7 protein-coding genes are annotated in these 13,164 nt (G+C 48.3%); 2 read left to right on the forward strand and 5 right to left on the reverse strand.

The window, feature by feature from the left end; all coding sequences use genetic code 11:
• Positions 1–17: 17 nt before the first annotated feature.
• From EPL05_RS06315 to EPL05_RS06335, 5 genes are all read right to left on the reverse strand, one after another.
• Positions 18–1,733 carry a GMC oxidoreductase gene (locus EPL05_RS06315; RefSeq protein ID WP_128533116.1) on the reverse strand — a complete coding sequence of 572 codons (1,716 nt, stop codon included), beginning with the start codon at positions 1,731–1,733 and terminating at the stop codon, positions 18–20.
• Between the two features lie 22 nt (positions 1,734–1,755).
• The gene (locus EPL05_RS06320; RefSeq protein WP_128533117.1) at positions 1,756–2,865 is read right to left on the reverse strand and encodes a carbohydrate kinase family protein; all 1,110 of its coding nucleotides are present in this window, start codon (positions 2,863–2,865) and stop codon (positions 1,756–1,758) included.
• Positions 2,866–2,867: 2 nt separating this feature from the next.
• Complete coding sequence (locus EPL05_RS06325; protein ID WP_128533118.1) at positions 2,868–3,602, reverse strand: glucosamine-6-phosphate deaminase; 735 nt, start codon at positions 3,600–3,602, stop codon at positions 2,868–2,870.
• Between the two features lie 193 nt (positions 3,603–3,795).
• On the reverse strand, positions 3,796–4,887 hold the full coding sequence (locus EPL05_RS06330) for a Gfo/Idh/MocA family protein (RefSeq protein WP_128533119.1): 1,092 nt from the start codon (positions 4,885–4,887) through the stop codon (positions 3,796–3,798).
• An 8-nt stretch (positions 4,888–4,895) separates the two neighbouring features.
• The gene (locus EPL05_RS06335) at positions 4,896–5,579 is read right to left on the reverse strand and encodes a GDSL-type esterase/lipase family protein (RefSeq protein ID WP_128533120.1); all 684 of its coding nucleotides are present in this window, start codon (positions 5,577–5,579) and stop codon (positions 4,896–4,898) included.
• 189 nt (positions 5,580–5,768) lie between these two features.
• Between EPL05_RS06335 and EPL05_RS06340 the strand changes: the two genes are divergently transcribed.
• Both EPL05_RS06340 and EPL05_RS06345 read left to right on the forward strand, forming a co-directional pair.
• Positions 5,769–6,419, forward strand: coding sequence for an NAD(P)-dependent oxidoreductase (locus EPL05_RS06340; protein ID WP_128533121.1), 651 nt, complete (start codon positions 5,769–5,771; stop codon positions 6,417–6,419).
• 466 nt (positions 6,420–6,885) lie between these two features.
• Positions 6,886–13,068 carry a T9SS type B sorting domain-containing protein gene (locus EPL05_RS06345; protein ID WP_128533122.1) on the forward strand — a complete coding sequence of 2,061 codons (6,183 nt, stop codon included), beginning with the start codon at positions 6,886–6,888 and terminating at the stop codon, positions 13,066–13,068.
• Positions 13,069–13,164: the final 96 nt, after the last annotated feature.

Below are 13,164 nucleotides of genomic sequence, written 5' to 3' on the forward strand. Positions count from 1 at the left end.
ATGAGTCTTTAAAAACGTTACAAATTTCCTTTTTTCATTTCGCTCACCGCATAGGTTGCCGCCCGCGCGGTAAGCGCCATGTATAATATAGATGGGCTTTGGTTGCCGGTGCTGGCCATGCAGGCCCCATCGGTTACAAATACGTTTTTACAGTGATGTAATTGGTTCCATTGGTTCAGCAACGATGTTTTTGGGTCTTTACCCATGCGCACGCCGCCCATCTCATGTATATCTAACCCGGGAGCCTGCTTATTGTTGTAGGTTGTAATATTTTTACAACCGGCTTTTTCCAGCATCTCGCTCGTTTGGGTGTGGAAATCTTTTACCATCCGCTCATCATTATCATCATAGGATACGGAAGTGACGAGCAAAGGGATGCCCCATTGGTCTTTTTTATCTTCGCTAAGGCGAACATGGTTACTTTCCTTAGGTACGGTTTCGCCCTGCAGGTACGCAAATACATGCCAGTTACCCGGTTCGCAAAGGTCGTCTTTGTATTGCCCTCCAATCTGGCCAGCACTTGTTTCGTCGGGGTGCTGGTCGCGATAGGCGTTCATAAAGGTGGTATAGCCACCAAAAAAGTCGGTTTCCTGCTTATGCAGGTTGCGGAAGTTTACCAGGATAAGATCCGTAGGATTGCGCCCGAAATAATATTTATCAAGGAAACCGTCAATATCGGCATTAACCGATGCGCGGTAATTATGAAAAGCGATGTACTTACCCAGCAGCCCGCTATCGTTACCCAAACCGTTGGGAAAACGGTTTGACTTGGAATTGAGCAGTACCAGGTTGCTGTTTAATGCCGCAGCATTCAAAAAGATGATACGCGCCTTAAATTCGATAACCTCCTTGGTGTTGGCATCGATAACCCTAACGCCGGATGCTTTGCCCAGTTTTTCATCGTAAATAATAGAGTGTACTACCGAATGCGGCCGAATAGTAAGGTTCCCTGTTTTTTTTGCCCAGGGCAGGGTGGAGCTTACCGAGCTGAAATACCCGCCGAAGGGACAACCGCGCATACACATATTCCGCGCCTGGCATTTGCCGCGGCCCTGATCCAGATGCACCTGCTGTGGGTCTGTTAAATGTGCCCAGCGGGCGTGTACGAGGTGGCGGTCGGTGTAGTTTTCGTTTAGTTTTTGTTTGATGTGGGTGAGGGGGGCGTTCATGTCGAAAGGCTTCATAAACTCGCCATCGGGCATGGCCTCCAATCCATCTTTATTCCCACAAATGCCGATGAATTTCTCTACGTGGGAGTACCATGGCGCAACATCATCATAACCAATGGGCCAGCCGATGCCGTAGCCAAAACGCTCGGGCGCGGTAAATTCAAATTCGCTCCAGCGCTGGGTGGCGCGGCCCCATGTTAACGATTTGCCGCCAACCTGGTACCCGCGGATCCAGTCGAACGGTTTTTCCTGCACGTAGGGGTGGTCGGCATCTTTTACAAAGAAGTGGTCGCAATCGTCGCTGTAGCCCGCGGCCTTAGTGATCAGCGGGTTCTCTTCCTGTTGCTGGCGGTTAATGCGGCCGCGGTACCTGAACTCCCATGGGGGTGTGGTGGCGGTGGGGTAATCTTTGTTATGCTCCACGTTTCGGCCACGTTCCAGCACTAAAGTTTTAAGGCCCTGTTCGCAAAGTTCCTTGGCTGCCCAGCCGCCGCTGATGCCCGAACCGATCACTATCGCATCGTAAGTAAGCGATGCGGTATCATCTTTGATGTTTAACGACATGTAGATCTCTTTATAATTGGTATTATAAAGGTGAGGAAATTAATTTGGAAATGTGATTGCCCAACGCTTTTAGGGTAGGACTTTCACCGTTTTTTATGTAACAATTTGATGAGGAATTGGCCATGATAAGCGATGAGCCGGCGTCCAAACCCAATAACTGGCCAATACAAAAACCGGCATTGAAATTATCGCCCGCCCCTGTGGAGATGGTAGGATTGGCAATAAAAATGGGATGGTTGGCATAACTGCCTTCCGCATCCCAGGCCAGCGATATTTTTGATGTATGAATAATAAGCACGGTTACACCAAGCCGCGGAAACAGGGCATCGCCAAGCGTTTGTAAATCTGTGGGGAGGTTTTGGCCGACGAATATTTTATACAAGATCCCCGCCTCGTTACGGTTAAGGCTAAGCGTTACTTTACCGTACTGGCCGAACTGTTTTACCAGGTTGGTAGCTGTAGCAATGGCTGTTGCGCTGCGTTTAGAGCAATCGGACAGGTCGAAAAAGAAATCGGCGTTTGTGTCAATGCTGCAGAATACATCGTTAAGCAATCCTTGCCAGATATTGTTGGAATAGTCCAGCTCGCTCCAGTTAACGAGGCAGATGAGGTCGGTATTGCTAAAGATCTCCTTTAACTTTTGCAGGCCGATGGCTGCTTTGATAACCTCCCAATCGGCGTGGTTAAGGTCGGTCATTTGGGCCAGCATGATCTTTCCGTCTGTAAATTCCATAGCTGTGGTAAAACCGGGATTGGTAAAACTATGGAGGATACAAGCGGGGTGCATATTCGTAAAAGCCGCATGTATAACCGGCAGGCCAAATGCACCCATACAATCAATGTGCGTACCCATCTGCGCCATGGCATTAGCCATGATAGGCATATTGCCGCCAAGTTTTAACAATTGTTCTTCGCTCTCTAAACTAAAACCAGAGCCACTTTTCGCGGAGATATAATCGCCAAACGCTTTAATGGTTTGAAAATGCTCCGTACCGCCGTCCTCGTTTTTGCTATTCACTACTTTTACTATGGAATCAACAAAACCATCAAAGCCGGCTGCCACTTTTTTGGTAGCGAGGATGGCCGGAGCGCCTTGCAGGCATTCCCGGATGAGGAGCAGCTTATCTATCATATTCAGGAAATGTGTTCCAATTCTGATGCGGCACCTTTATCAAGCAGAACGCGGGCATGCGGGATATTCTGCAGAACAGAAGCCGGCACATCCGTACCCACGTGGCCCTGTAAACTCTCGGCGACGATAGTCGCTTTTTTCTCGCCCGAAGCAATGAGCACAGCCATTTTTGCTTCTTGTAAATGTTTTAAGCCAAGGGTGATGCCCTGGGTTAAAACGGTTTCCTGCTTAAAATACTTCTGGCCAACTTCTACCGTAATTGGCGCTAATTCCGACAGGTGCGCATACAGATCGAATGGTGTGCCCGGTTCGTTCAGCCCTAAATGGCCGTTCATGCCGATGCCAACGATCATAATATCTAAACCGCCGTGGCTGCCGATGAAGTTGTTAATGCGCTCGCATTCGCCCTCCAGATCTCCGGCTTTGGCGTCAAACATGACCACACGTTCGGGGTCGAGATCCAGGTGGTTGAAGAAATTGGTGTGCAGGTAATGTTTGCAGCTGCCGTAATCGCGCTCGTCCATGCCTACCCATTCATCAAGTCCGATGATGGTACACTGACTGAAATCGACCTTACCATCATTAGCGTATTGCACTAAATAGCGCAGCATTCCCGATGGTGATTCTCCCGAAGGGAATACAATAAGCGAGTTTGGTTTTTCGGCCAATTGCGCGGCAACCAGGTCGGCTGCTGCTTTAGACATATCGTCGTTGGTTGGGTATATGGATATTTTCATTAGATTGTTTTCTTCTTTTTTTGTTCCCCTCTCCGAGAGGGGGTGCGCCGGAATGTGTGACGGAGGGGTGTGTTAGACTACATGCATTGCATCTCGGCTAACACACCCCTGCACCCCTCTCAAGAGGGGAATCGCACAAGGGTCGCCGCTTTTTCTTATTGCGTGAAATTCGTCTTTATTCGTGCAATTCGTGTTAATTATCTTTATTATTCAACCACAGATCCACCGGTTTACTAACCTTGGCGGTGAAGGGCAGCATTATCTTTTTACCTGCTCCTGCCGATGCATAGGCGGCGTAGATCATTTCCATTACGGCGCGGCCATCCTCGCCGGTTACCAGCGGGGTTTTGTTTTTGCGTACGCATTCTATAAAGTGCTTTAACTCGTGCGGGTAACCCTGGTTAAACACTTCCTCAAAAACGGTGAAGCTCCAACCAGCGGTGGTATCGGCTTTTTCCATGGCGTAGCCGTAGCCTTCTCTGCTGTAAGTAATAGCGGCATTCCCCATAAACAAGTCGGCATAAATAACGCCGCCGGTGCCGTAGATCTCGCATTTATCGTCCATGCCGCCATGTTTGGCCCAGCTGCTTTCGGCAATGCAGGTTACGCCGTTCTCAAACTCTACGATCACTACGGCATTGTCCTCGCCCTTGGTGCGCCCTTTATGGAAAACGGTATCCATGGTAGCATAAACGCTTTTCACCTTGGCGTGGTTGGTCATCCAGCGAAACCAGCCTAATGCATGGCAGCCCATATCCATCAGTACGCCGCCGCCCGCCAGGTTAATATCGTAAAACCAGTCGGTGTGCGGGCCGCTGTGCTTTTCGGACTGCTTGAGCATATACACTTCTCCAACGGCACCTTCTTTTACCAAATGCCTTGCCCGCTCATATTTCGGCGCGAAACAGAGTTCTTCGGCGTACATCAGCTTTACGTTGTTGGCCTTGCAGGTGGCAATCATTTCGTCGGCCTCTTCCAGCGTCACTGCCAAAGGTTTTTCGATGATAATATGTTTGCCCGCTTTGGCCGCTTTAATGCAGCATTCGGCATGGAGGTAGTTGGGCACGCAGATATCCACCACCTCGCAATCGGTTTTGGCCAGCAGTTCATCCACATCACTGAACCATTGCGCAATGTGGTGCTTTTCGGCGAAGGCTTTGGCTTTATCCGGGTTGCGGGCGTAAACGGTCACTACTTCGGCCTCGGGAATAAAACGGTGGTACGATTCGAGGTGGATGTCCGAGATAAAACCGGCGCCCAATATGGCAACTTTAGTCCTGTTCATTATCAATTTTATAGGTATTTCATCTTTTTAAGGTAGTCCACCCAAATTACGTAGGCTTCGGGGCGCAGGTGGAGGCCCTCGAAGGTGTATTCATCCTTTAAGCGTCCATTTTTATCTGTAAAAAGCGGGGTGAGGGCGATGTAGGTATAATTCATCGCGGTGGCGTTTGCTTTTAGCATGGCATTTACAATGGGGATGTGCTGCGTTTTGTCGTAATGCTGCGGGAAGCCGGCATGTAGGGGGTTCAGCGGCAAAATGCTTTGCACAAATATTTTGGTGCCGGGGCTTTTGGCATGTACCTGCTTTACAATTTTGAAATAATTGTAAGCGATCACCGAATCGGGGATATCCTTGCCGATATCGTTAATGCCAATGAGGATGAAGAGCTTTTTGGGTTCGCGGTCGGTAATGTCGTCCAGTCGTTTTAACAGGCCATAGGTAATATCGCCACCGATGCCACGATTGAGTACGGTAGTATCTTTAAGCAGCTTGCCCCAGTTGCCCATCTCGGTAATGCTGTTACCCAAAAAGATGATGCCACCCTTAACAATGGGCTGTTTTTGAAAAATGGCAATCCGTTGGGGCGTATGCTCGGGAATAAAGGGGATGGTATCGAAAAGGTTTTGATTAGTCGGTTTTTTTTGTGCGCATGCCATAAAGGGCAGTAACAGCAGTAGGAAGAAGTATTTCATTATAGTTTATATTGGCGGTTTAAAAATACAATAAATTGGATTGCTTCGGCAGATGTAGTGGTGATTTTTTTGGTTGGTGCTTTGAACGAACGTTAGTCTGTAGCGAGTTTCAACCTGTGGTGCGCACTGTAATCAACATAGCGATGGGTTTCAAACCCATCGCTACAGACAATATAAAACCGACTCGCCATGAAAATATTAATTTTAGGTGCCACCGGCCGTACCGGTAAATTGCTTTTACAGGAGGCCTTGCAGCAAGGGTATGAGGTAAATGTTTTGGTTCGCAACAGATCCCGCGTGCCATTGCATCCGGCGTTAACGGTTTTTGAGGGTTCGCCTGCTGATACTAATATACTGAACAATGCCATGAAAGGCTGCGAAGCCATTTTAAGCGCGCTCAATATCTCCCGAAATTCCGATTTCCCCTGGGCTGCGCTGCGTACCCCGCCAGATTTTCTTTCCAAAATAGTAGCGCTTATTATTGAGCTGGCCCCGCAAAATAATATCGCCAGGATAATAGTTATCTCCGCATGGGGAACAAGCGATACCCGTAACGATATCCCCTGGTGGTTTAAGTGGGTGATCGAACACAGCAACGTGGGCGTAGCGTACCGCGATCATGAACGGCAGGAGGGTTTGTTCGCTGCGTCGGCATTAAATTATACTATTGTGCGGCCGGCAGGGCTGGTCAATTCAATCCAAAGCAAGCCCGTTATTATCAGCCTTAATAATATGCCTAAACCCCGCCTTACTATTAGCCGGGGAGAAGTGGTCAAATTTATGGTGCAGGTGCTGCAAGATGATCTTTTCTTGCGACAGATGCCTGTGGTATCGACCTGAAACACTTAACTGAAGTCTGCTAACAAGAAACCAGCAAGCAAAAACACTTTGTGTTTTGCTGGTAAACGTGTTCCTGGCACTGAATATTTAGCTCCCGCGATATCATTTTTCTATCATTACGCTTAAAAAAGGGTGTTTTAGCTGGTTTGGTGTGATCCAAGGAATTAAAGTATGTAACGCTTTTTGGTCATAGGTTTCTGTACTTTTAACTATATAAGCGTATTTTTTTCGCTGCTTGATAGCGATATGTATCATGTTTATTACAAAGCAATTTTATTGTTATTTATTAAAACTATAATAGTTTAAACATATATATTTGAGGCATACAAAGCCATAACCCACTGCTGTTTAAGTCTTTTAAGCCGCGGTATTATCACAGTCCCAATATTATGCCTGTAGTTTTTTATCAAAACCGCTGCGGCCGTCATAAGCCAATTATTAGTACGAACACAATTTTAACCATAAGATGAAAAATCCTGCCTTATCTGCAATTTTATTGCCCAAACTTTCTTATCGGAGGGCTAAAGCAATCACGTTGGCGCTTGCTATTACCTGCGCTGCTGTTTCAGCGTTTGCCGCTAAACCGATCCCTATTGCCAATGGCCGACACGCCACGGCATTCGCTTCAACCATTACGTCATTTGCGCCAACATCTGGCGCTCCGGGTACGCTGGTAACCATAACGGGTACCGGTTTTACAGCCGCATCTACAGTTACTGTAGGCGGTAAGCTTGCTATTGTAACATCCTATACCGCTACCCAAATTGTGGGTATGGTAATGCCGGGTGCTGCTACCGGTAAGGTAACCGTAAATACCGGCGCTGATGTAAATTCAGCTACCAATTTTACGGTAACGCCAACGTCATTCCCAACACAACAGTTGGGCGCTAAGCTGGCGGATACTGCAACTTACCCTAATGCTTATCAACTACAGTATGCTGAATCTCACGGAGGGCTACCACTGCCTGCCACAAGCTATAGGTACAAAAATGTAAAACAAGGCAATAACGTAGTGGTAAGCGCCGACGGCAATACAGCCGTTGCAGCATCATTGGTAGGGTTAAATTACGAAACACAACAAGCCTACGCTATACCGGGAGGATTAACATTTTATGAAAAGCATAACGGTGCCTGGGTGAAAACCGGCTATTATTTTTTAAATTTCAGTATTGGCCCTGCGCCATTTGGAAAAGCGCTTGCGTTAAATGCCAATGGAACAGTGCTTTTTGTGACCCATTCCGCAGATTTCGACCCCTACAACGCGCCGATAAGCATATTTGAAAAGCAAAATGGGGTATGGAAACCCACTACCTTCCAGGGGTATGGTCAGTCGGTTGCGGTAAGCGCCGATGGCAACACCGCGGTAACCGGATATGGAGCTCTCAGATACGTTAGGGGTGGTGTTATAGCAACGGAGTTTACAACTGTATACCATCGTATAAACGGCAACTTGACCAAAGACCCAACGTTGCCGGGCGACGGCTCTTTTAACCTGACCGGGATACCCGATAGTGTAAAAACGGTAGATTTTGGAGAAAATAAACAGGCAGGTGGCAATGTGGCGCTAAGTGCTGATGGAAAAACGCTGGCCGCAACATCATATTCCAATGGTACTTTTATTATGAAGTTGAATGGTACGCAATGGGTTAAAGAAGAATTGCTGACAGGAGCGGCTGGCCTTATTTCATTGAGCGCCGATGGTAACGTTTTGGTAAGCACAAACTCAGGTTATCCCGCTAATACCGCACCGGGGTACACAAAACTATTTACCCGCACCGGCTCTACCTGGAGCAGTGCGCAAATCATTCCAGAGGCGGGCACCGCATCTATTACAGCCGATGGCAACATCATATTGTTTAGCGGTAATTCCGGCCCCGTAATATATGCACGTAACAACGCGGGTGTGTGGGTAAAGCAAAACTCAGCACTATCCGCAGACCCGGCTACCTCGGTAGCCATTAGTGCCGATGGTACAACAGCCTTCTCGGGTAACGTAGATGATAGTAGCGTAGGGCAAGTGCAAACAAAAATTTATACCGGTAATACAGTTTATGAGAACGGCCAATATACTACCACAACTGATACGAGTTACCGTACCGACCCTTACGGTTCACTTACGGCGTACAGTGTAGCGCCACCTACTTCCATCGCCTCAGTAAGCCCAACAACCGGGCCGGTGGGTACCTTGGTGAAAGTAACAGGCGTTAGCCTGAATGGGGCTACCTTAAATATAGGTGGTAAAGATGCCATCGTGGTATCAAACACAGGTACGGTTATTACCGGTATGGTGATGCCGGGCGCGGTTACCGGCCCGGTAATCGTTACCAAAGGTAGTACGGTTACTGGCGGCAACTTTACGGTAACGGCTACACCATATCCAAAACAGCAGCAGGGGCCGATAATGGCCGATTTAAATACCTATAACGGAAGTCGGCCTGTTGGCCAGGGCAGTTCGTTTGCCTTGAGTGCAGACGGCAATACCGCTATTGCCGGATCGCTTAACGGCTTAAACGGCGTAGGCAGGGGTGGCCTTACGTTTTATGCAAGAACTAATGGCACCTGGGCGCAATCCGGCCAGTACTATGCAAGCAGTTCTGAAGATGTACGGCTCGGAGGAAGCATATCTATAAATGCCGAAGGTACGGTGGCTATTTCCGGTTCTAATTACCTCGGAGAGGCTTCTAATGGCTTAGTATACGCTTTCGAAAAACAAAATGGCTTGTGGAAAAAAACGTCCGAACTTGGACATGGCAGAACATCGTCATTAAGTGCCGACGGCAATACCGCTGTAGTAGGGTATGCAACGTATGACGGTGTACGCGTTACTGAGGGTATTACGGTTTATCATCGTGTTAACGGTGCTTGGGTAAAAGACCCTGAAGTAGCTGGTTCACCTATGCCGGCGACCATTGATCTTGGCTCGGGGGTAACGGCAGGCAGCTTAGTAAGGATAAGTGCTGATGGGAAAACCATTGCCGCTGTATCGGGGAATGACCGTGGTACGCATGTTTTGATACATAATGGTACAAATTGGGTGGTGCAAACCCATTTACCTTTGGGTGATAATGCAACCAGCTTAAGCGCCGATGGAAATATATTATTGATAGCCCGAAATGTGTACATGCGCACCGGCACCGCCTGGAGCCTTGCGCAAACCATAGCAGAACCCGGTGACGGCGCTATGAGTGCAGATGGTAATAGTATCATATTTACGCGTAATACCGGGCCCGTGGTTTATACACGTAATGGTGCCGGCACTTGGGTAAAACGAAATGTTACCTTATCTGAAAAGTTTGCCCCGGCGGTAGCCATAAGCGCCGATGGTACGACCGCATTCTCCGGCGACCAGACTGATTTTACCTTTGGGCTTCCAAATGGCCCTGGTGTAGGGTCGGTTACGGCTTATACAACCGGTGATCCAATTACCGTTGCATCGATTAGCCCAACCGCCGGGCCTGTAGGCACTATCATAAAAGTTACAGGCACGGGTTTCCTGGGCACTACCGTTAAAATTGGTGGTGTAAACGCTGTAAACGTAAGCAATACTGGTACAACATTAACGGCGTTGGTTATGCCCGGTACTAATACGGGCGCAGTAACCATTACCGATGGCGATATTTCAGCAGGTAACTTTACTGTAACACCCACACTTTACCCCAACATACAGCAAGGCCCAGCATTGGCCGATACATCAAAATATATATCACACAACTCTGCAAGGGCACCACTATCATTATATCGCGCACAACAGGGCTATTCGGTAGCCATCAGCGCTGATGGTAATTCGGCTTTAGCAGGCATGGGCGTTGGCGAAATACAAAATTTTGTAAATGGGGGTGTAATTTTTTATGAACGCCAAAACGGTTCCTGGAAACAATCCGGAGGAGTGTTTAGCACAGGCTCCCAAAACGGAAACTACGGCCCCAGGGGTTACGAGAGTACCATGAATGCAAATGGCACAATAGCAATTGTAACCGGGCAAGGAGCCAGAGGCATTAATGCCGGGAGTTTTGCAGCGTTTTATTACAAAGTAAACGGCGTATGGACCGAGGGCGCCGGCATTGGCGGAGGCCAGACAGCGGCACTTAGTGCAGATGGTAACACTGCTGTGATAGGCGACTACCATACAGGGAAAGGCACTAAAGGAGGAACACCCCAAATTAGAACATTAAAAGTATATCACCGCATTGGCAGCAACTGGGTGGAGGGGTCAGATATTCCTTTGTCAGCAAATACAACGATCACCGCGGCGGTTACAACGTCCACCGCAGCTATAAGTGCCGATGCGAAGGTAATTGCCGCAAGTTCGCCTGTCGGGAGCAACCAGTATACTTCCGTATTCGTGAAAACTGATGCTGACTGGGTGCTTGCCACCGATCTTCCAAATATAGCTGGTGATAAACTGGCACTGAGTGGCGATGGTGCTTTGTTGCTTATCTCGAATAGTAATACAGGTGCATCAGTGTATAGCCGTAATGGTGATACCTGGGCGCTTAAACAGCAATTGCCTCAAAATGGCAGAGGCAGCCTCAATATAGATGGCAGCGTAATCATGTTTGCCGAGGGAAGCGGTACAGTAGTTTATACCCGCAGCGGTAATGCCAATTGGGTAAAACAAACTACAAGTTTTGGGCCATCGGCTGGTTTTGCTGTAGCGGTAAGCGCGGATGGCGCAACCGCTTTTATAGGCAACCCGCGCGATAGCAGCAAGGTGCCAAACCAAAATGTAATGATAGCTGACGCCAATTACCCTAATGTGGGCGATCTAACCAAACCGCAGCCTTTGGGTGCAGCCTATGCATTTGTAGCCGGCACGCCATTAAACGCACCAAGCGGTTACGCCAATACATTAACTTTTACCAATACAACTACAACAAGCACCACGCTCAGCTGGACAAAAGGCAACGGCGGCTTACGTGCCGTGTTCATCGGTGTAAAAGGCACCGCGGCACCATTGCCGGCAGATTATACCACCTACAATGCAAACGCGGCCTATGGCTCGGGCAAGCAATTGGGTACAGCGGGCTGGTACTGCGTTTATAATGGCGACGGCTCATCAGTAAACATATCCAACCTACTGGCCGGTACCACTTACCGCGCTGAGGTAATAGAATATAATGGTAGCAACGGTAACGAAAGATACCTGACCACCAGGTTTGCGCCCGCTGATGTTACCACTGTAAAAGCGGTAGGAACAGTGCAGGCATCGGCTGTAACTTTTGCAGGTACCACGGGCACAACCACCACAGTAAACTGGGTAAACGGTAACGGCACAGGCCGTGTGGTATTCATCAGTAATAGCAATAGCGGTTCGCCATTGCCTGCCAATGTTTATTACTCAGCAAACACCAGGTATACATCGGGCAACCAAATTGGCACAACCGGCTGGTACTGTATCTACAACGGTACAGGCTCCACTGTAAATGTGGTAGGGCTGGCCAGCGCGCAGAATTACCGTGTAGCGGTTGTAGAATATAGCGGCACTATTGCAGCGCCAAAGTACCTTACTACAGGCATAGTGCCTTCAAATTTGGCAACGCCAATTGAAGCGCCAACCGGCTATTCAACAGCTTTAACATTCAGCAATACTACGGCAACAACAAGCACTTTAAGCTGGACAAACGGCAACGGTGCGGCACGTATAGTATTTATTAAACTGGGCACCAGCGGTGGCCTTACCCCGGTAGACGGTGTGGGCTACGCGCCAAATAATCCGTTTACGCAGGGATTTCCTATAGACAATGGCTGGTATTGCGTTTACAGGGGTACGGGCAGTTCTGTAAACCTGTTAGGTTTATCACCTTCTTCTACTTACCGTGTTTCTGTAGTTGAATACAATGGCTCGGGTAACACCGGCGGTGTAGCTTACGGTAAACGCTTTAACTCAAATAACGTTACTACATTGGCCCAGCCAAGCGTCCCGGCAACGCCGCCAACCGGCTACGCGGTTTCTTTAGCATTCAGCAATACCACGGCAACATCAAGCACCCTAAGCTGGGTAAACAGCAATGGCGCAGCACGCGCGGTGTTTGTAAGAATAGGCACCAGCGGCGCGCTTGGCGTTACACAACAAACCACTTATAGCGCTAATAATACATTTGCATTGGGTACACAGGCAGGCACCAGCGGCTGGTTCTGTGTTTACAATGGCACAGGCAATAGCGTTAATATATCTGGCTTAAACCCATCAACAACTTACCGCGCAACAGTTATTGAATATAACGGCGCGGCCGGATTAGAAGGTTACAACCTGAGCAGGTATAATGGTGCTAATACAACCACCAGCGCAGCTCCTGTTTTGTTATTAACTACCAACCAAAAACGTATGCTGGTAGAACAGGACGTATTATCAGAGGATATAAATACTGAACTGAATGTCCACCAGGGGATGTCGCCAAATGCGGATGGCGTGAATGATGTGTTTACCATTGATGGTATTGGCGCTTACCCGGAAAACACCGTGCAGGTAATGAACAGCAATGGTGAGTTGATCTACAGCGTTAGCGGCTATAACAACTACAGCAAAGCTTTTGACGGGCACGCCGCCAACGGTACACTACAAAAATCGGGCACGTATTTTTATTCACTGGAATATAAAAAGGGTGCCGAAGTGGTTCGTAAAACCGGCTATTTGATTATTAAGTACTGATATTAAGGCAGGGAAGTACCCTACATTTATAAAGAAGGCCACAGGGGATTTCCTTGTGGCCTTTTGTGTGATTAGTGATGCCGTATTGAGGCGCAA

Source organism: Mucilaginibacter gilvus (assembly GCF_004054195.1).
In the GTDB taxonomy this organism is placed as follows: domain Bacteria; phylum Bacteroidota; class Bacteroidia; order Sphingobacteriales; family Sphingobacteriaceae; genus Mucilaginibacter; species Mucilaginibacter gilvus.